The 21382-nt window shown below is 40.9% G+C and carries 17 protein-coding genes, 1 pseudogene and 1 CRISPR repeat array; of the genes and pseudogenes, 9 read left to right on the top strand and 9 right to left on the bottom strand.

All coding sequences use genetic code 11. The features are described from left to right. Nucleotides 1-57: 57 nt before the first annotated feature. Nucleotides 58-4454: a CRISPR direct-repeat array (repeat unit 30 nt; unit sequence CTTTCAATCCCACTTTGGTCTGATTTCAAC). A 422-nt stretch (nt 4455-4876) separates the two neighbouring features. The 6 genes and pseudogenes from cas4 (at nt 4877) to BP688_RS12040 (ending at nt 7788) form a co-directional block, all read left to right on the top strand. Continuing rightward, nucleotides 4877-5377 (top strand): CRISPR-associated protein Cas4, encoded by a 501-nt coding sequence (gene cas4 / locus BP688_RS12070; protein WP_290623902.1) that lies wholly within the window; start codon nt 4877-4879, stop codon nt 5375-5377. A 4-nt stretch (nt 5378-5381) separates the two neighbouring features. Beyond that, nucleotides 5382-6350 (top strand): type I-B CRISPR-associated endonuclease Cas1b, encoded by a 969-nt coding sequence (cas1b, locus tag BP688_RS12065; protein WP_290596149.1) that lies wholly within the window; start codon nt 5382-5384, stop codon nt 6348-6350. Nucleotide 6351: 1 nt separating this feature from the next. Then, on the top strand, nt 6352-6615 hold the full coding sequence (cas2, locus tag BP688_RS12060) for a CRISPR-associated endonuclease Cas2 (protein ID WP_290596148.1): 264 nt from the start codon (nt 6352-6354) through the stop codon (nt 6613-6615). 21 nt (nt 6616-6636) lie between these two features. After that, nucleotides 6637-7105 (top strand): annotated as a pseudogene (gene tsaA, locus BP688_RS13540) (tRNA (N6-threonylcarbamoyladenosine(37)-N6)-methyltransferase TrmO). After that, nucleotides 7080-7385 (top strand): hypothetical protein, encoded by a 306-nt coding sequence (locus BP688_RS12045; RefSeq protein ID WP_290596146.1) that lies wholly within the window; start codon nt 7080-7082, stop codon nt 7383-7385. The pseudogene tsaA and the gene BP688_RS12045 overlap by 26 nt, the downstream one beginning before the upstream one ends. Beyond that, the gene (locus BP688_RS12040; protein ID WP_290596145.1) at nt 7366-7788 is read left to right on the top strand and encodes a type II toxin-antitoxin system VapC family toxin; all 423 of its coding nucleotides are present in this window, start codon (nt 7366-7368) and stop codon (nt 7786-7788) included. Before BP688_RS12045 ends, BP688_RS12040 begins: the two co-directional genes overlap by 20 nt. A gap of 160 nt (nt 7789-7948) precedes the next feature. On the opposite strand, the gene cas3 is transcribed toward BP688_RS12040, so the two are convergent. From cas3 to BP688_RS12005, 7 genes are all read right to left on the bottom strand, one after another. Then, nucleotides 7949-10057, bottom strand: coding sequence for a CRISPR-associated helicase Cas3' (cas3, locus tag BP688_RS12035; RefSeq protein ID WP_290596144.1), 2109 nt, complete (start codon nt 10055-10057; stop codon nt 7949-7951). Continuing rightward, on the bottom strand, nt 10054-10746 hold the full coding sequence (gene cas5 / locus BP688_RS12030; RefSeq protein WP_290596143.1) for a CRISPR-associated protein Cas5: 693 nt from the start codon (nt 10744-10746) through the stop codon (nt 10054-10056). Before cas5 ends, cas3 begins: the two co-directional genes overlap by 4 nt. Before the next feature lie 5 nt (nt 10747-10751). Then, nucleotides 10752-11636 carry a type I-B CRISPR-associated protein Cas7/Cst2/DevR gene (gene cas7i / locus BP688_RS12025; RefSeq protein WP_290596142.1) on the bottom strand — a complete coding sequence of 295 codons (885 nt, stop codon included), beginning with the start codon at nt 11634-11636 and terminating at the stop codon, nt 10752-10754. Further along, nucleotides 11626-12945 (bottom strand): hypothetical protein, encoded by a 1320-nt coding sequence (locus tag BP688_RS12020; RefSeq protein WP_290596141.1) that lies wholly within the window; start codon nt 12943-12945, stop codon nt 11626-11628. Before BP688_RS12020 ends, cas7i begins: the two co-directional genes overlap by 11 nt. Nucleotides 12946-12992: 47 nt before the next feature. Continuing rightward, nucleotides 12993-13709 carry a CRISPR-associated endoribonuclease Cas6 gene (gene cas6 / locus BP688_RS12015; RefSeq protein WP_290596140.1) on the bottom strand — a complete coding sequence of 239 codons (717 nt, stop codon included), beginning with the start codon at nt 13707-13709 and terminating at the stop codon, nt 12993-12995. Between the two features lie 123 nt (nt 13710-13832). Beyond that, nucleotides 13833-15044 (bottom strand): histidinol dehydrogenase, encoded by a 1212-nt coding sequence (gene hisD / locus BP688_RS12010; RefSeq protein WP_290596139.1) that lies wholly within the window; start codon nt 15042-15044, stop codon nt 13833-13835. A 30-nt stretch (nt 15045-15074) separates the two neighbouring features. After that, nucleotides 15075-15800 carry a TrmB family transcriptional regulator gene (locus BP688_RS12005; protein ID WP_290596138.1) on the bottom strand — a complete coding sequence of 242 codons (726 nt, stop codon included), beginning with the start codon at nt 15798-15800 and terminating at the stop codon, nt 15075-15077. Between the two features lie 53 nt (nt 15801-15853). Here BP688_RS12005 and BP688_RS12000 point away from each other — a divergent pair, with 53 nt between their 5' ends. The 3 genes from BP688_RS12000 to BP688_RS11990 are packed head-to-tail and all read left to right on the top strand — an operon-like array spanning nt 15854 to nt 19040. After that, nucleotides 15854-17929 (top strand): COG1361 S-layer family protein, encoded by a 2076-nt coding sequence (locus tag BP688_RS12000; protein WP_290596137.1) that lies wholly within the window; start codon nt 15854-15856, stop codon nt 17927-17929. 35 nt (nt 17930-17964) lie between these two features. Further along, the gene (locus tag BP688_RS11995; RefSeq protein WP_349677314.1) at nt 17965-18294 is read left to right on the top strand and encodes a nascent polypeptide-associated complex protein; all 330 of its coding nucleotides are present in this window, start codon (nt 17965-17967) and stop codon (nt 18292-18294) included. A 2-nt stretch (nt 18295-18296) separates the two neighbouring features. Then, a complete protein-coding gene (locus BP688_RS11990; protein WP_290596135.1) occupies nt 18297-19040 on the top strand; it encodes a tRNA (adenine-N1)-methyltransferase in 744 nt (247 codons plus the stop codon). Here BP688_RS11990 and BP688_RS11985 read toward each other — a convergent pair. Together BP688_RS11985 and BP688_RS11980 are read right to left on the bottom strand one after the other, a co-directional pair. Next, the gene (locus BP688_RS11985) at nt 19010-20146 is read right to left on the bottom strand and encodes a cation:proton antiporter domain-containing protein (RefSeq protein WP_290596134.1); all 1137 of its coding nucleotides are present in this window, start codon (nt 20144-20146) and stop codon (nt 19010-19012) included. The genes BP688_RS11990 and BP688_RS11985 overlap by 31 nt on opposite strands. After that, complete coding sequence (locus BP688_RS11980; protein WP_290596133.1) at nt 20143-21312, bottom strand: potassium channel family protein; 1170 nt, start codon at nt 21310-21312, stop codon at nt 20143-20145. Before BP688_RS11980 ends, BP688_RS11985 begins: the two co-directional genes overlap by 4 nt. Nucleotides 21313-21382: the final 70 nt, after the last annotated feature.

The raw sequence follows: 21382 nt of genomic DNA, 5'->3' as shown, positions 1-21382 counted from the left end.
ACTTTGGTCTGATTTCAACATCAATCGTCAAACTCATCGCAGTCATAAACGGCAAAACTTTCAATCCCACTTTGGTCTGATTTCAACGACCTGGGCTGGTACATCGACAGATCCCTCAAAACTGCTTTCAATCCCACTTTGGTCTGATTTCAACGCGGTTGGAGTCCACCAACGACTGGAGTTAGTGAAATTGACCTTTCAATCCCACTTTGGTCTGATTTCAACGGGAAAAGAGATTTGTTGAGGAGGATGGGGAGAGAGGACTTTCAATCCCACTTTGGTCTGATTTCAACTTTCTTCATCGGGAACTGTCTTGCCCTTCGGTATCTCTTTCAATCCCACTTTGGTCTGATTTCAACTGGCACGAACCAAGCGCAACGCTCGCCGATGCAGAGCTTTCAATCCCACTTTGGTCTGATTTCAACTGTATTTGGAAGTGGACAAGAACGCCCTTACAGAGGAGCTTTCAATCCCACTTTGGTCTGATTTCAACCTGAGGAATACAAAGAGCAGTACGATGAAGATTGGGGAAAGGACTTTCAATCCCACTTTGGTCTGATTTCAACGTCCACAGCACTGGCGAAATAGGCAGGACACGACTGACTTTCAATCCCACTTTGGTCTGATTTCAACCTGCTGACGGTGGTATCCAAGCACTCCAAAAAGGTCACTTTCAATCCCACTTTGGTCTGATTTCAACAGACGGAATCGTCGTTGACGGTGCAGGCAGAGTCATCTCTTTCAATCCCACTTTGGTCTGATTTCAACCAGAAGGCAGAGCATGTTTCACCTCCTGTAGCTCTTGCGCTTTCAATCCCACTTTGGTCTGATTTCAACATGGAGAGAGTATAAGGAATATCATGGGTGTCGTGAAGCTTTCAATCCCACTTTGGTCTGATTTCAACCACGCTCCTAACGATAGCATGTTTCAAGACCAAGACCTTTCAATCCCACTTTGGTCTGATTTCAACCAACGGTGGCCGCAGGAAGAGGTACGGCACCGTAACAGTGTACACCTTTCAATCCCACTTTGGTCTGATTTCAACCAATCGCAAGTGGAAAGACCCACTGGTCGGACGTAAAGCTTTCAATCCCACTTTGGTCTGATTTCAACGAAGATCACGAGGGCGTACTCTTTGTTGCGTATCTTGCTTTCAATCCCACTTTGGTCTGATTTCAACGCTCCGCCGTAAAATCAGTTTCGTCAATGTAAATGTCTTTCAATCCCACTTTGGTCTGATTTCAACTGCCGGAGCGGATCAGCAGGGGGCTGAAAAATTACATCACTTTCAATCCCACTTTGGTCTGATTTCAACGAAAAAAGAAAAGAAGGACTGAGAGATGTTTTTAAACTGTTCTTTCAATCCCACTTTGGTCTGATTTCAACCCTTGTCCAAGAACTCCGACTGCTCTCTGAGGAACTCCCTTTCAATCCCACTTTGGTCTAATTTCAACTCGGTCTTGCTGGTTGCAGTGTCCTTGGGCTGGTGAAACCATGCTTTCAATCCCACTTTGGTCTGATTTCAACCTGGCTCTGCTTGAACTGCATTTCTAAAATGATATTCACTTTCAATCCCACTTTGGTCTGATTTCAACACTGTAATGTAGCGACTGTCATCAATATTGTAAGCATCTTTCAATCCCACTTTGGTCTGATTTCAACATACTTCTTGGAGTGGAGGTGGTTCAGAGGAGCAAACAACTTTCAATCCCACTTTGGTCTGATTTCAACGCTGGTATCCTAATCCTTCCCTGATTTGTGAAGAGCTCTTTCAATCCCACTTTGGTCTGATTTCAACGTATCTTTAACGACTTTTTTTAAGTAACTCCAACGTTTCTTTCAATCCCACTTTGGTCTGATTTCAACTTCATTTAGCAATTATCCGGTTGAAGATATAAAATTCTTTCAATCCCACTTTGGTCTGATTTCAACTTTGATTTTACTGTATCCACAGTTTCAGCTGCAGCTGACTTTCAATCCCACTTTGGTCTGATTTCAACTTCTAGCTGCTCTCTACTCCATACTAATGACCGAACTCGCTTTCAATCCCACTTTGGTCTGATTTCAACTCAGTATGATGAGAGAGAGAAGATAGTGAGTTTGTGGACTTTCAATCCCACTTTGGTCTGATTTCAACTAACACTCTGCGTCACCTCACCAACTTTCAGAGAGTCCTTTCAATCCCACTTTGGTCTGATTTCAACTTGTTTTGAAGGCTGCTGAAGTGCTGTTCGGGGTGGACAGGAAAAACTTCCTTTCAATCCCACTTTGGTCTGATTTCAACCATAGTCAGCGGATGTTGCAGTAAACCAACTTGGATGTCTTTCAATCCCACTTTGGTCTGATTTCAACGGAGAAGATGCCTCAGATGTGGATTCTTGACACAAGACCTTTCAATCCCACTTTGGTCTGATTTCAACAAGACCCTCTTGGTAATCTTAAGCCAATAGGCTTCAATCTTTCAATCCCACTTTGGTCTGATTTCAACTATCTTAACGCCGCCCCTTGCACCTCTTATTGCCGCAACTTTCAATCCCACTTTGGTCTGATTTCAACGACTTATCGAGTCAATTCAGTTGTTGATGTTGAGTATCTTTCAATCCCACTTTGGTCTGATTTCAACAGCCTCACGCCATGCCATATCAAGATCATCTAATGTCCACTTTCAATCCCACTTTGGTCTGATTTCAACCACCAGAATTGATAAAGAGGAAGTTCTCAGAAATGTCAGCTTTCAATCCCACTTTGGTCTGATTTCAACTAAGAGATGCAACCTTTGCAGCAATTGAAGCAATAAAGTCTTTCAATCCCACTTTGGTCTGATTTCAACATTTCGGTATTGGTAGATTAGTCTTATGAAACATCCTCACTTTCAATCCCACTTTGGTCTGATTTCAACTAAATCCCTAACCTTAAATATTGTTGAATCATCAACTATCTTTCAATCCCACTTTGGTCTGATTTCAACGAACGATGCCAACAGACCCAACAATGCAGTGGATAGGTTCTTTCAATCCCACTTTGGTCTGATTTCAACCTAACTCCGTAGTCGAGCATGTCAGCAAAATTCTAATCTTTCAATCCCACTTTGGTCTGATTTCAACGCCACAATTCCAAATCTATATTTTGTTTTAACACCCTTCTTTCAATCCCACTTTGGTCTGATTTCAACTCGTTTTCGTCGTTTGTTAACTGGATTGGAGGATTCTTCTTTCAATCCCACTTTGGTCTGATTTCAACTAATATGTTTAACAACTTCATCGACCCTCACCTCAACCTTTCAATCCCACTTTGGTCTGATTTCAACTTCTGGCAATAAGAAGTTGAGAAAACGCATAAACCACCTTTCAATCCCACTTTGGTCTGATTTCAACGCTCCACTACCTGACTCACGACATCGTCGGGGATGTCTTTCAATCCCACTTTGGTCTGATTTCAACCCTCATATCCCGATGTCTGCATCCCGCCTCCTCCTCCTTTCAATCCCACTTTGGTCTGATTTCAACTTTATAAATTATTTGCATTAATAAATAGACATGTAAATCTTTCAATCCCACTTTGGTCTGATTTCAACGATTACTCGGTGGGCTTTGTGACCTCGCAAGTATTCCTTTCAATCCCACTTTGGTCTGATTTCAACATCTAATGTCCAAAACATTAATTGAGTGTCATCTGTATAACTTTCAATCCCACTTTGGTCTGATTTCAACGAATTCAAAAGATTCGGATTCTATAGGGGCTGTAGTCTTTCAATCCCACTTTGGTCTGATTTCAACTTGTACTTTTACTTTTCATTATTGTCACTTCCATAAGTCTTTCAATCCCACTTTGGTCTGATTTCAACTTACCACCATATACGCTAACTTCAGAAGTTGCAGATTCCTTTCAATCCCACTTGGGTCTGATTTCAACCCCAATTAAAAATTTCTTTTTAAGAATATAAATTTAACTTTCAATCCCACTTTGGTCTGATTTCAACACTCTTTGTGCTGCTTCTTGTAGCTGCGATACATCCACCTTTCAATCCCACTTTGGTCTGATTTCAACCAGGATTTCGTAAGCGTTGACATCAAGTTTTACTGTCTTTCAATCCCACTTTGGTATGATTTCAACCTGAAGCTCGGAGAACTCATGGAGCGCGGCGAGGTGGCTTTCAATCCCACTTTGGTCTGATTTCAACACTCCTTGAGCAGGCCCCCAAACCAGTCAAAACAAAAACTTTCAATCCCACTTTGGTCTGATTTCAACGCAGATTCTGTAAGCATAAAATGCTTACCAGACGATTCCTTTCAATCCCACTTTGGTCTGATTTCAACTGCGCAGTATTTCATTCTTTAATATCTCTGTTCCAAAACTTTCAATCCCACTTTGGTCTGATTTCAACGTGGTGGAACGTGGACAGTAACCGATTTAGACGCTTACGCTTTCAATCCCACTTTGGTCTGATTTCAACATCCAGTAATATTTCCTCTATTTCTAATTTAAAGCTTTCTTGTCCTTTCTTTGATTTATATACTGTCGTAAATCCCTAAAGTTGCAGGTCATTTATAAAGATGTGCAACTTTTATTCTGGAGATTTATTTCAAATTGGACGAACCATATCACTTTTTAAGGAAATTTAAGGCAAATCGGCGTGGAGGAATCTTATAATAAAAATTCAGTTACTCTGTTTTTAAAATAAAGGAAATAAAAATTAAAAGTATATGCAATAAAATTCCAAAATAAATCGTTTTGCGACCGTATCAAACAGCCGTTTTTCAGCCCAACCCCTTTTTAAACAGTTTATTCCAATTTTTGCGACTTCTCTTCAGGCTAAAGCTCAATACAGAAATCAGTGTGAAGTAAGTTATTTATTGTACAAAAAGTAGTTAATTTATGATTGATGAAATGTACATCAGGGGCGTGGAGGTTAACTATTATTTCGTGTGCAAGACCAAACTTTGGCTTTTCAGTCATAACGTGAGTTTAGAGAAGGAGAGCGACCTTGTAAAACTTGGAAAGCTCGTCCATAAAGAATTCTACCAGAGGGATAGAAAAGATGTCCAGATTGGGCCAATAGCAATAGATGTTATCAGGAAGGGAAATGAGCTGGAGATTCAGGAGGTAAAGAAAGCAAAATCGATGGAAAAAGCTGACTTTTTTCAGATGGCATACTATCTGTTTTACCTGTCAAAGCTTGGAATATCCGCCAAGGGCAGAATCACATATCCAAAGAGCAAGGAAGTTGTGAATGTTGAGTTGGACGAGGAGAAGTCAAGAGATTTGGAAAAAATCTTGAGAGAAATTGATGGGTTGAAGAGGGGAGAGATGCCAAAGCCCGTCAGGAAAAAGCACTGCAGGAAGTGCGCTTATTTCGAGTTCTGCTTTGCCGGGTGACAAAATGAGGAAAAGGAACTTCTATATAGTCTCCGACGGCAAGCTGAAAAGGAAGGAGAATACGATATACTTTGAGAATGCCGAAGGAAAGAGGCCGATTCCGATAAACTCAATATACGCCATATACGCTCTCGGTTCGCTGACCATAACCTCGCAGGCTCTCAACTATCTGGCCAAGGAGGGCATCTGTGTGCATTTCTTCAACAGATATGGTTACTACACCGGCTCGTTTTATCCCAGAGAGAGCTTAATCTCCGGAGATGTGGTGGTCAGGCAGGCGGAGCATTACCTTGACAGGGTGAAGAGGCTGTACCTTGCAAAGGCGTTCGTTGAGGGCAGCATCATGAACATGGCCCGTGTGCTAAGGAGGAGTGGAGAAGATGATTCAGGCGTAATTTCAGCTCTTCAAGGCCTTGAAGAGTCAGAGAGTGTGGAGGAGGTGATGGGAGCTGAAGCAGCAGCAAGGACGGAGTATTATTCAAAGTTTGATAACATGCTGACTGGAATGAAGTTCGAGAAAAGGAGCAGGCAACCGCCGGAGAATGAAGTTAATGCCATGATCAGCTTCGGCAATTCTCTCCTGTATTCTGCAGTTCTTACTGAAATCTACCACACTCAGCTGCATCCGGCAATTAGCTATCTCCATGAACCGTCTGAGAGGAGATTCAGCCTCTCGCTTGACCTTGCAGAGATTTTCAAACCCTTGCTCGTGGACAGACTTGTTATTTCCCTCGTGAACAAAAAAATGGTTGGTGAAGGGGACTTTGATGAGGACTTTAAAGGAGTTCTTTTGAGTGAGAAGGGCAGGAAGAAATTTCTAAAGGCTTTCAACGAGAGGCTTGAGAGGACTGTAAAACACAGAACATTGGGCAGGAACGTTTCCTACCAGCGGCTGATAAGACTGGAATGTTACAAGCTCGTTAAACACATTCTGGGGGTGGAAAAGTACAGGCCTTTCATGATGTGGTGGTAGTATGTATGTGATAATTGCCTACGATGTCAACGTGGAGAGGGTGAACAAAGTGAAGAAGTTTCTGAGGAAGCACCTAAACTGGATTCAAAACTCGCTGTTTGAGGGTGAGCTGACACAAGCCGACCTTGAGGAAGTCAAAATGGGGCTGCGGGAAATCATAAACGAGGATGAGGACATGATTGTGATATACAGGTTAAGGTCGAGGGATGCGGCAAAGAGGGAGGTTTTGGGGATAGAGAAAAGCAGTGTGGATGAGATTATTTGAATTAAAAGAGGTGAGTCCATGATGGACGTTATAAATTACAGACCGATCGGGATCATTCATTCTCCATTTAAGGAACCCAAGGGAACGCCGATACAGCCTGCTGCTGCGATTGGTATTGACGGGACAGTTGAAGTATTCCCCGAATACGTTGAGGGTTTAAAAGATATCGAGGGTTTCTCCCATATCATTCTGATATATCACTTCCATTTGGCCAAGGGCTACAGCTTAAAGGTAAAGCCGTTTCTGGATGACCAGTTCCGTGGAGTATTTGCAACCAGAGCACCAGCCCGGTTGTGCGCCTCGTCAGAGTTGAGGAAAATGTGCTGCACATCGAGATGTGGACATTGTGGATGGAACTCCTCTGCTGGATATCAAACCCTACGTCCCGGAATTCGATGCGAGAGAGACAGAGAAAGTAGGGTGGCTCACAAAAAATCTGCATAAGCTCCCTGTATTGAGGGGTGATGGGAGATTTTCAGGTTATAAGTAGAGAAAACAATATTTACTGTAATGACAATAATACGAATATGGCTGTAATTACCGTGAGGATAGATGATGAGACAAAGAAACTGATGAATGAGATAAGGATAAACTGGAGCGAATTCATAAGAGAAGCCATAAGAAAAAAGATAGAAGAGGAAAAAAACAGAAATTTGGCCAAGGCAATACTTATAAATGAGAGATTAAGGAAGAAGAGCAAAGGGGAGGCCAAGGCTGAAGAAATAATAAGGCAATTCAGAGAGGATAGATATGGAGAAAATCGTAGTTGATGCGAGCGTTGTTGTCAAGTGGTTTGTGGAGGAAGAGAAATCAGATGAGGCCCTGAAGATAAGAGATGCATACATTAATGGAAAAATAAAACTTATCGCTCCAGAGCTGATAGTTTTTGAAGTTTTAAATGCTCTTTACTACAAAAAACTCTTCTCAATTTCCGAGCTAAAGGATATTTCAGAGGCTTTGGAAGCTTATTCGATGGAATTGTATCCCCTGAGGGGAGAATATGCAAGAAAAACCTTGGAGGTAGCTTTTGAAAATAACGTTACTGTTTACGATGCTGCGTATGTCTCTTTGGCCATTCTGAAGGATTCTGTCATGGTCACTGCTGACAGGAAGCTTATTGATAGTTTAAGGGACGAGTATGGGGTGTTTGTGAGGGGTTTGGAGGAGTTTTAGTTGGTCTGTATAACTTACCGTCAACAGAAACATCAACAGATGGTAGGCATATTTTCTCAATTATTATGAGTTTATCAAAAGCTGTGAGATGCTTTTGAAGTTTGGTTAGTTTTCGTCAATTGCTTTCGCTTTTTCATCCAGGAGTTTCCAATTTTGTATTTCAAATCATGTTATCAAACTCATCTGTTAGTCCAAGTTTCCTGTCGTATTCTAACATCACATAATAATCTTTGTTATCCAACGTAATATAATCTTTATAAAAAATTGGAACATTAACGATATACATTCTCTTCTCCTCAATTAGTTTCAGTCTATTGTACTCAAGATTATTGTTATGAGTTCTTTTTAATTTAGCATTAATCTCGTCAATTCTCGCATTGATTTCTTCCATATAATCTTTATATGTGTATGGTATAGCGGGTATATTTATAATTCCACTTCTTGTTTTCAATAACTTCTGGATTTGCTCATCTGTTAGATCTGCAGAATAAATATAGCTTAACTCTTTCCATATTTTTTTATATCTGTTCTCCTCATTCTTTTTTATTTCAGCCCATATTTCATCATAAAATAAATTTGTCAACCTCAAGTACTCGAACTCTGAGTTTATCATATCCGAATTTTCAAGAATATTTAATGCTGTTTCCAAAAGCTTTTTGTTGTACGGATAATAATTTTCTGGCTCGAAGATCTTGACATTGTGCTCACCAAAAACTTTTAGTCCTCTCCTATTTACTCTACCTGCTCTTTGAATTAAAGAATCAAGATATGCTGCCTCAGTGTATAACAGATCATAATCGATATCCAGCGATACCTCAACTACCTGTGTTGTCACAAGAATCTTTACACTATTTTGTGTAATTTTATTTTCTTTGTCCATCTTGTGCTTGGCAATGTATCTGCTATGAAATAATTCCACGTCTGCTTCTTCTGGGATTTTATCTAAAATATTTTTATAAAATTCCTGTGCTCTTTTTACAGTATTCAAAACAACAAGGACACTTTTACCATTCTTATAGTCTTTTAATACGTCTTCAATATAATTGAGCAAATAATCACGAATAAACACCGGTTTTGTCCTTCTTTTGGAGGAATATATCTCCTCTATTTCATTTTTTGACATTAATTCTTTTGCATTCAGAAAGGATAGCTCCTCTTTGAACTTTTCTGGAAAAGTAGCGCTCATAACACAAATATTTGAGTTTCTTGAGAGATACTTCAACAAATATTTTAAAAGGAAGAACGTTTCAGGATCATAAGAATGCACTTCGTCAATTATTATTGTGGAGTTAAGAATTCTAAAGTTCTTCAAGGTGTATTTTTTGTAGTTCATTAAAGCTAACATTAATTGGTCGGGAGTTGTAACATTGATTGGATAAAGGAAATATTTATAATATAAAAGATTCTCTAGGTTCTCATCTTCATGAAATAAAAACATATCTGCATATGAATGATACAATGCAACAGACTCTTTAAAGAATTTTCTGAGTCTTTTATACATTGCATTTATTGTAGTAGCCGTTGGTAGAACATAGAATAAACATCCTTTAAAATTGTTTTTAGCCCAATAAAGAGCGGTTTCAGTTTTACCAGTGCCAGTAGGAAGCGTGATGAACACATTTCCCATCAATTTCATCGCTTTTATTTGGTAATAATATTCCTCCTCAACAAATTTGCTCGGAAAACGAAAGTCTTCAACTTCTTTTTCAGCACTCGCTAGGTAATCAGCGTACATTAAACAACCTTGAATTTCAACAAAATCTTCTCTGATTTGTGAAGCATATTTTCCAACAATCTGTTTTCTTGCAAGTTCCAAAATTTTTCTCGGTAAATCCAAGTTATTTAAGTCAATTTCAACATCGTACCCCATAGTGGATAACAATCCACTTATTATTGCTTTTAATTCATTAACTGCTTTGATCTCGATCTTCAAATCTAAGGGGTAATCAAAATAAAGTTTCTCATGCAAAGGAGTGTGGTGCGAAGCAACAGCTAAGATTACTAAACTTTTATATGGTTCCTCTATACCCAAATTACTTAAAACATTATTCAAGATAGGTAACCCCAACAATGGATGAGGAGGGGCTCTTCTCCCGTTTCTGATATATTCCTGGAATCTCTTATCAGCTTTACCGATATCATGAAAAGCTGAAGCAATTAAAGCATATTTTTTTAATTTTCCGTCACCTATCCATATCTTTTCTGCAATTTTCAGTGTCTCCTCCAAATGACTTTTTAAGCTTTTATTGGGTTTTGCAAGTAGATTCATAGTAGACATATAACTTCGTTCTCCTCTGTCTTGTATGCTTTAATTGGTTTTTCTAATTCAACATCATACCCTAAAAACATTAGCAAATTTATAAATTTTTTAGGATTTCTCCCCTTCTTTGTAATTTCATATGAATAAACAGTTTTGCATATCTTAGGAGGAAAATAGCTTTTGCCAACATCTAGTTCTACCCTGACTTTGTATTCTCCATTTATCGGGACTATACAGCCGAAACGTTTTTCCATAACTCCATCAAATTTCTGTAATTTACTTATTTTAGTAACTCTCGCTAAAAACTCGCTTATGCCCATATATAATGAGTATTTTGGTTTTTTTAATGCTTCAATGATCGATTTTAATAAATCTTTATCTTCAGACCCTAAATAGACTCTGTAGGTTGGATTTACAAGTATTTCTCTCATTATTGGTGTGCGCTCAGGTGGTTTTACTTTGTAATTAAATGTAGTGACGATCTCTCTTGCAAATCCTTTAATTTCGAGAATCTTCACTCCTACCTTCAATTTATCTCCTAACTTTATAGTTTCACTTTCATCAAGCCCCAGTGCAGCTCCAACAAGCCCAAGGATCGTTGTTCTGGGTGGTGCTAAAAAAGTTTCAAAAAAAGATAATGTAAACGGATTTCTAAAGTGTCCAAAATCTGATGTTACTTCGAAGTATAATCCATGCATATTTTTCACCCATAGAACTTGAAATCATCGCCTAATATTAGACTCTTTAACGATGGTAAATCCGTTACTCTTACTTTACCATTTAGGTAGCCATCAAGCTCTTTTGCAACATAATTCCAGTTTTTAATAGAAGACTTCATACCACCAATATAAACCTCTTTTAGTGAATCTTTATGGTAATCCAAAGCCTCTTTAAGAGCTTCAATGTCAAGATTGTAATTTTCGTCAATTCTTAGTTTATCTGCAATAGTAAGTGTTTTATCGTCTCTAAAAGCGAACACAATAACCTCAGGGGATATTTTTGTTAGAAAGTTTGTTTGCTTGACTCTGCTCCAAAGATTAAATAAAGCTTTTAGGAACGCTTTAATTCTTTTCTCTTTCTCCTCTACTGGAATTTCCCAATCATCGCCCTTCCCTATCCTGTCTAATTCAACTGCCCAATTGCTTCTAAAGACGTTTGTTGCAATTTCTATATCATAAAGACTGTGTTCCTTCCCTTCTGGGTCAAATCTAACTCCTCTGTTTAGGTCACCCTTATATGGGAATAGCGAAATCATACCATTTGTTTTAATAGGTGCAACTCTCTTTTTATCTGCTTCTGTATCCAAATAACCAAATAAATCATCGTCTATTCGCTCCTTTGGATTACATTCGGTTGTTATTTGTGCTGTGCGTGTTTTTGGTTTTACTTCGGAGAGTATCCATCCATTCTCTGCTAAATATGTTTTAATTGCATATTTAAGCGATGCTCCAGAAATGTAAATTCTCTGAGTTCCATCAATTTCTTCTGTTTTCTTTAGAATTGTTACGTTCCCTTCAGTTCCACTTGCATTTATGTTTGTTTTCTCTAGCTTACTTAAAAAAGCTATTTCCACAAAATTAGCCCTCATTCTTATCACCTCCTTTTTCTTTCCTTTTGCTAAACGCCGCGTTGCTTATACCAATCAAAAAGAAAACTTTCAGTTTGTAGAAAATTTTTTCATTCTCTCTAAATGGTCTATCGTCTATTTCACTTTCTGCGCTTAGCTGGAGAGTATTCAGAGAATCTAGGAACTCTTCTAACGTTCTCTTTCTTTTCAACTCATATATCCGCTGAACTAGCTTTTTCCTCGCTCTATCGATTTCATCTCTATTAGCTTCCTCTATATTTTTCCCCAACTCCTTTCTTAAAGTTTCCATTCCTAATCTGTACCCCAAGGTTGAAACTTTCTCATACAATTCTTTATCACCCATTCCGAACACCTCCATTACAGATAACAAAAAAGAAGGTAAAAAAGGTGGAGTTTGGTTCCTCTCCCTTATGTTATAGAACAATATGTTCTCTACAATATTCCAGTCTATATCACGATATTTGAAAAGTTTCTTGAAAAATAAGTTCCTCCAGATAAATAAATCGGGTTTAACTTCCCCATCTTTTCCTTTTCGAAGATTTCTAAATAACTGATAAAATGGATTTTTTGTGTGCTTGCTTTTGAATATTTGGAAAATATTTATGAATTCTGATAAATCACTAAGTATTTCTGCAAACTCAAATATTTTCTTGTTACCTCTCACAGATACGCCAAAAACTAAGGCTCCAGTTCTTTTTTCAAATATTTCAGTTTCAATTTTAATATTTTCGGAAATTTCATTAAGTATCGTTGCCAAATACTCGTATGGAAAGAAAACTCTATCTGGAGCTCTCCAATTGTAGTAATATTCTCTTGAAACTCTTTTTGGAGCATATGTTTTTAAAAATTCGTTAAGGTCTTTTGGTGTGTCAGAGTAAAATATCACAAAGCTTATGTAGTCTCTTTGGGCTGTGAAATAGACATTGTGATAAGCTGCAAAACTTCTAACAGCGCAATTTCTACAGAGATTTAAGGATTCTATCTTTCCATGTGGGTAAAGATTTGGAAACTTGTTCTTGTCAATTATGAATGGAAATATCCATCCTTTTATTTTGTCTGCACCTTTATTTCCGCAAGTAGAGCAAGTCTTGGTTTTACTCTCTTTGAATCTAGCTTTACCTCCCCTAAATTGCCCAAAATAAGAGTTAAAGAATATTGTAGCTTTACCATTGTTTTGAAGTAATGGTTCTAAGATATCCCGTATTTGTTTTGGAGGATCTCTTATTTGAAATTCTGAAGGTATATCTTCTGGTTCAAGATTGTTCTCAAGTAGATATGCGTCACCATTTTGGAGCCAATATTCGATCATTTATTATCCCCTCATCAATGAGCTGAGGGTATTAAGCAAGTTCATTTTCATACCACCTTCACCATCCCAAACCCCATGCTGTTCTTCGCCCCAAAACCTGTCTTGTAGCCTACCTCAAGAAGCTCCCTGCTTCCCTCTGCGACGAAAACCATCTCTGAACAGCGGTGAAACGTATTCTTTATCCTCAACCTCTTCGGTTTCACGGCAATTGGCTTTATACTCAATTCAACATCCTCTGGCTCGATGCCGTGAAGAGCTACGTATTTCTTCACGAGGTTTTTCCTGATGACTTCGTAAAATCTCGCATCTGATGGATAGAGGTCAACGCTTTTTCTGGAATAACCCTGACGCTCGACGGTTGAGACCGTTATGGGACTCAGGGTGACGAACTTCTCCTTTTTTCCTATCTTCTTCTCCCTCAGTACCTCAATACCGGTGACGAGAAACTGTGCATCTCCGATATTTACCTCAGGGTTCGTTAGAAGTCCCTCAACGAACTTCCCACACATCTCGTTTTTTGGCGAGGAGAAGAAGAAGTGGGCTGAGCCCTCAATCCACATCCGTCCTCCATCAATTTTGAAGTTTTCGGCAAAAAGTTTGCTGAAGGTGAAGAGTTTTGGACCATAAGGCCTGTGGAGTTCCAGTGAAAGGGTTTTGTCTGCGGATTTTATGGCCCGGTATATGAGAGAAGAGAGGTAGTAGGAATAGTTGAGGTCAACCTTGGCCACACCCTCAGGGGGTGTCAGATTAACCCTTAATCGCATAGTTACATACTATCCAGCTATTATATAACTTTAACTGTTCTATAAGTGTAAGCATCAAGACAATGTGCAATCTGACGACCGCAAATCAGTTTGCAGCCAATCCAAATTAAAAAGTGCCAAAAACTATCTCCCAAGCCTCCTCCTCACACTCTCAGCGTGAAATCTCAGCCCTTCAGCTTCAGCAATCTTAATTATTGCATCTCCAATTCTGTTCATCGTCTCCTCGCTCAGCATCTGGAAAGTGAAGTGCTTCATGAAACTCTCGACACTCAACCCTCCAAACATCCTCGCAAAGCCTGCAGTGGGTAGGACATGATTCGTTCCGGATGCATAATCTCCAGCGGCAACGGGGGAGTAATTTCCGAGAAAGACACTTCCAGCATTTCTGATTTTGCTCAGTAACTCTTCGACATTCTCAACAGCAATGGTCAGGTGTTCAGGGGCAAACTCATTGGATATTTCGATTGCCTTCTCAATGCTTTCAACAACTGCTATTCTGAAATTCTCAAAGCTGCCGTGCTTTTCCACCAGTTCTCTAACTCTCTCAGCAAGGTCTTTTGAGGTTGTTAACACCACAGCTACAGCCATAGGATCGTGTTCAAGCTGAGCCAAGCAGTCATAGGCTATAAACTCGGCATTTGCAGTATTATCGGCAATAACCATAATCTCTGAAGGGCCTGCGGGCATATCAATTGCCACATCCTTCGCAACCAGCAGCTTTGCAGCGGTGACAAATATGTTCCCCGGCCCTACTATCTTGTATACTTTCGGTATGCTTTCAGTTCCGTAAGCCATGGCTGCTATTGCCTGTGCCCCCCCAGCTTTGTAAACGGCGTCAAATCCTGCCATATCGAGAGCAACAAGGGTAAGCGGGCCAATCTTTCCGTCACTGTCTGGAGGTGTGCAAGCTATCAGCTTTTCGACTCCCGCAATCTTTGCAGGAATGCCAATCATGAGCGCCGTTGAAGGATAGCTTGCCCTTCCACCGGGTACGTAAGCTCCAACTTTCTCAATTGGCGTGTAAATCTTGCCCATCAAACAGTCCTCGAACTGAATTCTCATCTCCCTCTCAATTGCCGTGACGTAATGAAATCTCTCAATATTCTCCTTTGCAACTTCCAAGGCATCAATCAAATCGTCACTGACCTCATCGTATGCTGCGTCAATCTCGTCTTCGCCAACTTTAATTTCTCTAAGTTCAACGCCATCAAACTCCTTCGTGAACTTTATTACCGCCTTATCTCCCTCCTTTCTTACTGCGTCTACCACAGGCTTGACCTTCTCGATGTAATCGTCAATCTTGAATTCTCTTCTGAGGCTGAGAATTTCGTTCATGGAAAAAGTTATCAGAGGCTTTAAAATGTTTCATCTCTTCGCCAGCAAGCCAAGAAAAATCATCTTCTGGAACAGTATTATCAAAGGTAGTTTTATACTCACTCCAACGATGTCATCGCCGGTTCTGTAAACTCCGAATGACTCGTATCCATCAGAAATGAGCAAGATTTCGAATTTGTATTTAACTTCATCAATCACGGTTTCCTCGAATATCGAAGCAAAATCCCTTCGAATTTCCATGACCTCAGCGTCCAAATCTCTGAATCTGCTGGAATCGTCTGTAACAATTACAACTTTCGTCTTATCTCGTTTGATAGCCATAATCCTGTCAACCAGGTCTCTCCTTGCTGTGATAACAATAAGCTCATTGCTTTCCTGAACTATAGCCTTTGCCCTGTTTCTCACACCGGCAGAACCTCTCACACACCAAACGGGATGCTGCATATGCCGCTCGTACTTCATATCTTTGAAGGCCTCAACAACTGTGTTTACAGCGCTGACAAAATCCTGCTTGTAATCTTCAAGCACTTTTTCGGGATCAATCACCCTGAAAGACGCTGGAGAGCTTTTTATTGTCTCCACAAAGCCTTTGGATTCCAGCGACTTCAGCACCTCGTAAACCTTTGTCCTTGGAACACCGCTGATTTTGTGAATCTCACTCGCCGTAGCTTCTCCCTTTACCGCGAGAGTTGCATAAATCCTCGCCTCGTACTCCCTGAAACCCAGCTTTTTTAGAGCTTCAACCACATCATCCATTGTAACTCTGCTGGTAACAACAAAATTATATACTTTTTTAAAGCCAAATTACCATGCGGTCAGGTTTACTCGTTGTCGTTGTGCTGTTACTTTTAGCAGCGAAGGTATCTGCTGTAAGCTTTGAGTCAAATTTTGACTTTCACGCGAGTTTGGCAGGAACAAACATCCTGCATCCGGGAGATAAGACATCGGTGACCCTCCTTTTATCATGCGAGGTTACGGGTGGAAGCATAGAGTATTTGCCAGTAAATGAGAACACATCTGAAATTTTGCCCATGCTGACAACTGCCAAAGATGTGAGGCTGGAACCCTATGCCTCGGTGATTGAGGTTGAAAGCGAAGAGATTCTTGTCGGAGATCTGCCTTGCGGGAGAGCAATCCCGATCACGATTGTTGTGGATGTTGATGAGAGAGCAACGGAGGGCACTCACAGCCTAAAATTTGATATTTACTACACGAAGATGAGGGCTGAGATTGATTCTGGAGGAAATGTGACGCTGAAGTATGTTACAGATCAGAAGGACAGTGTGTCTGTTAAAATCGAAATCGAGAAGAAGGATTACGACTTCAGCATTCAGTCCGTAACCTCAAACCTCGTTGCCGGTAGAGAGGGGGTTGTTACGGTTGAGATAAAGAACACGGGACAAAAGAAGATTTACGACGCTGTCTTGGTTCTCAACACAACGCCCCCCTTAAAACCCAATCCAAAAGCTATGAGTGTGTATGTGGGAGATATGGAAGAAGGGGATACAGCATCAGCGTCCTTCAAGGTCTTTGTTCCTGATGGTGTCTTTCTTCAGTCATATCCCGCAGAACTCGTCATGATATTCAGGACGTCCTCAGGATTGCCTGCCAGGAATTCAAAGCCACTCGGTCTTGAGATAGAGGGTAAGGGTTACTTCAAGGTTGAAAAAATCAGCGAGTTTCTGAGTTCGGTTAAGACTGTAAGAGTTGAGCAGAAGATACAAGTGCCATCTTTAAACATACCAGCACTTCCCTCTACACAACAATCAGTTTCGCAGCAGAGTGCGAGCAGTATTATAACCATACCCTCACGTGGCTATGTAACTATCCGGATCACGAACACGGGTGAGACAATCAGAGATGCCTACGCCTCTCTGATTTTTGATACTCCGCTGCTGACGTCAACAAGCACACCCTATATCGGTGACTTGGAGGGTGGAGAGAGCAGCAATATTACCTTTTACGTAACCTCGAACGCTCCTGCGGGAAGCTATCTGGGGTATGTGATTATAAAATACGAGGATGAGTATGGTGGCGAGGTTGTCAGCCCAAAAATATACGTTAATGTGGAAGTAAGCGCGGATCCTGCAATCTCTGTTAAAGAGATTGAAACCTCAAATTTAGGTGTCGGGCTTGTTGGCGATCTCGAACTTAGCCTGAGCAGCGAATTGGATGTCAACAATGTGAAACTTTACCTGATATCACCCGATCCGACCATAACTCCTGTTAGTTCTACATCCTACATTGATAATGTTGGCGAAAGGGCCAATTTTAGAGTTGCGGTCAGTGATGATTCGCTTGCTGGAAAACATTTGCTGTATCTTGTAGAATCCTTTGATACCCGGTATGCAAAAGACCTCGTCAGTGTTGCCGAATTCCCGATCTACATCGCACCGAAGCTTGCGTCATTCCAGATTCTCTCGATAAAGAGTGACCTTTATCCCGACTCTACGGGTGAGGTGGTGCTTGAAATCAAAAATTCGGGGAACGCTGAGATTTACAACACCGTAATAATGCTCGAAGTTTCACCACCCCTGTCTATTGCAGGAACGACCTCTATAGCCAGTTTTGTGGGTCAGTCACAGCCCGGTAAATACTTTATTGGAACTATGAAACCCGGAGATACTGCAATAGCAAAGTTCAGGGTTGAAGTTGACAAGGATGCGGGAGAGGGAAGCTATCCAGCCTCTGTAAAGGTCAAGTACTACGACGAAAGGGGATACAGTCATATATCCAATTCCATCGTGATATCTCTTGAAGTAAAGCAGTCACAACCCTACCTGATCTACGTAGCACTCTTCCTTGCTTTAATCGCGCTAATAATTGCGGGAGGATTTGTGAGGAAGAGGGTGAAGGAGAAGGAGAAAGGGAAAGGGGAAGGTTGACCCAAAATATTTTAACATTCTCTCAAACTCATACTATGCTCCCAATGAATCCCAAGCAAATGAAAAAGATGATGAAACAGATGGGCATAGAGATGGAAGAACTTGATGCAGAAGAAGTGATAATCAGAACAAGCGATGAAGAGCTGGTTTTTCGGAATCCGAATGTTTCCAAGATTTCTGCGAGAGGTGTTGAGACCTTTCAGGTCATTGGCGAGTATGAGGTTATCAAAAGGGCACCTCAGATCAGCGAGGAGGACGTGAAGCTGATCATGGAACAAGCAAATGTTGACGAGGAAACTGCGAGAAGAGCACTTGAAGAGGCAAATGGGGATTTGGCAGAAGCCCTTATGAAGCTTCAGGAATAAAAATGGAACCACCAGTAGTTCTCTCAAGGGGTAAGCATAGCTTTCTCGTTGAGAGATTTGAAGGTGTTTTGCATACCCATCACGGAGTAATTAAGCTGGAGGAGCTTAAAGAGAAGGACTATGGGGATGAGGTAAGAACACATCTCGGTGTCAAATACAGAATTTTGCCCTTCAAACCTTCTGACTTTTTCAGACACTTCAAAAGAGGGGCTACACCGATAATGCCCAAGGACATAGGGGCTATAATAGCCTACACCGGCTTATCTCCGGACTCAATCATTTTTGATGCTGGAACTGGCAGTGGAGTTCTTGCAGCCTACCTTGCCTACTTCAACAAGTATGGGGAGGTAGTCACGGTTGAGAAGAGAAAGGATTTTGCTGAGATTGCGAGAAAAAACTTTGAAACTGCAGGTCTGAAGAACATCCATCAGATAATCGGAGATGCCCTTTTTGTTGCGGATGGATTTAAGGTTGATTTTGACCTGATTGTGCTTGATATGAAGGATGATGTTGCCTTTATACCCAAGGCTAAGGAGATTCTGAAGCCCGGCGGATATGTGGTGGTTTACAACCCATACATCGAGGCTGCGAGGGATGTTTACAGGGAAATGGAAAGGCGTGATTTTAAGGAAATTGAAGCTTTCGAGCTTTTAAAGGTAGACTTGGACATAAAGCGTGTTGGAACGAGAGCTTCGACCAAAATCTGGCATACCGGTTATCTTGTATTTGGCAGAAAACTTGGATAAAGGTACTGGAAAAGGGTTGGAGAAAGCAGACAGGACACTATCGTAAAGGTTACGAGGGCTGTGGCTTCAATCTCCGTTATAATTCCTGCAGTCATTGCAATCGCCACTCCCGCGACTGTTAAGCTGAGCTTTGTAGACTGCAAAGCGCCCATTGAAATAGCTTTTCTAACTCCAAATACTGGGGAGAATATCAGAGATGGGACGATCTTCACCAGCATTGAGGCTAAAAGCAGTATGATAACGAGATCGAGTCTTTCAATCCCCTGAAAGATGTTGAGTTCGCTTCCAGTTTTTATGAAAAATATGGGGATGAAGAAGCCAAAACCCATGCCGTAAAGCTTATCATAGAGCTTTCTTCCACCCCTGAAGGTTATGGAAAGGAGAACTCCTGCAAGGAATGCTCCGAGAATTGCCTCAACACCGAGCAGGGAGCTTAAGCCCACAAAGAGGATCATTATTGCCAGACTCCCCCTCACACCAATTTCTGAAGGTTCATCCGAGAACCACCTTGAAATGAAGTCGGGAAAGTACCAGATTGCGAGTTTGCCAAAGCGATAGGCGACATAGAAGACCAGAATAATCATGAGGGCGAAGGCAATCTGCAAAAGGCCAGTGAGGAAGTATATTGAAAGCAGGAACATGGTCGAAAAGTCTGAAACGAGGGCTGTAACTATGTTTATTTGTCCAAAGTTCTCTTTCTCCAGCCCTACCTCTCTCAGAACGGAAACAACAACACCAACAGCAACGTTTGTGAGAATTATTGCGTAAAAAAGGTCGAATCCCATCAAAACTGCAAAAACTACTGCCAGTGAAAGGGAAAGGGAAAAGAAGGCAACTATCTGCTTTAAGTTTCCACTTCTCAGGACGTTCTCAACCTCAATTTCCAGCCCAGCGAGAAACATAAGGAAGATGAGACCAAAAAGGGACAGGAACGACAGCCACTCGGACTCCTGAATAATGTTGAGAAAGCTAACTCCAAAAACCATGCCGAGAACTATTTCAAGAACAACCGCAGGAATCTTCACTCTTTCAGCAATTATGGGTGAGACAAAGGCTATAGCGGAGATTAAGGCAATTGTGGCAAACTCTCCTGCAACTTCAATCACTCGACCACCAGAACCGACGAATTCTTGTCGAGGATAATCTTCCAGAGTATGTCTCTGTCAATGTTCCCGATGTTGTTGCTCAGAGAGAGTATTACCAGATCATAGCCGCTCTTGAACTCCTTAACGGCATCAACCATTGGATTCCCCTTCGAAACCTCTACCTCCATCTCAGTTTCGGTGAATTTCGAGAAGTGCTTGAGCTGTTCCTCCTCCAAGAAAAGAACCTTAACCCCACCGAAGTACCTTGAAAAGGCTTTGGCTATGTTTATTACACTATCGGGGTTAGAAGTGTTCACGAGGGCAAGTGTTCTTCTGTAGTTGCCTTTGCCTGTCAGGATTAAAGTTGGAAATTTCGACACCAAGTCTTTCAGAATCTTTTCGTTTTTCTCCTTTAATGTCGTCACTATCAGGTCAAGCTCATCGCTCCTTTTAAGCATCTCAACAGCCTCATCGAGATTAAAACTTTCGGAGTAACCATCTAAAACACAAGCAAAGGCATTTCCAACCTTTTCAAACAGAATGAGATTGGCAGAAAACTTCTCTGCAAGCATTTCTGCCTCTTTTACTTCACCCTCCCCCATTTCTCCTTTCAGCAGTAAAATGTTATCAAAGGGATTCTTGGTAATTCTGACGTGCTCTCCACAAACCACACCAAGTAGATCTCCGCTTTTGAGCTTCATTTCGGGAAATGGATGCAAAATCTTACCCTCACGGAAAATAGAAACAACCATACAGTCCTCTCCAGCATCGTATTCCCTTAGGGTCAGACCCTCCATTTCGTCACTAACTGGAACCTCAAGATACCTCGTTTTTCCAAATACTGACGAAATTAAAGATTCGACAGAACTGCAAACCTTGCTTATACCTTCAATTTCGTAAAGACTGCACTTTTCCTCGTCACTAACAACAGCAAAAACGTCGAAACCGAGAGTTTTTGCAATCTTTGCGACTTTCAGGTTAAACTCATCCTCATCCGCAAGTATTAGTTTTGAACCACTGTCGAATTTCGAGAGAACTTCAACATTCGAAGCATCGGCATTGAGCACGTTAAATCCCTTAAGCTCAAGATCGGCTGCACTTTTGGGATTTCGGTCAATAATCAGGCTTTCTGGAAGTTTTGAGGCTATCTTACCTACCCTATCGCCACTCCCAATTATGATGTTCACAGGCTGAATCTGCTCGGGAATATTTATGCCATTCGTATTTCCCAAAAGTATTTAGTAAATCATGTTCAAT

Source organism: Archaeoglobus sp. UBA230 (assembly GCA_002507545.1).
In the GTDB taxonomy this organism is placed as follows: Archaea; Halobacteriota; Archaeoglobi; order Archaeoglobales; family Archaeoglobaceae; genus Archaeoglobus.
The sequence above is the reverse complement of the archived record's forward strand: the minus strand, read 5'-3'. Positions and strand labels throughout refer to the sequence as shown.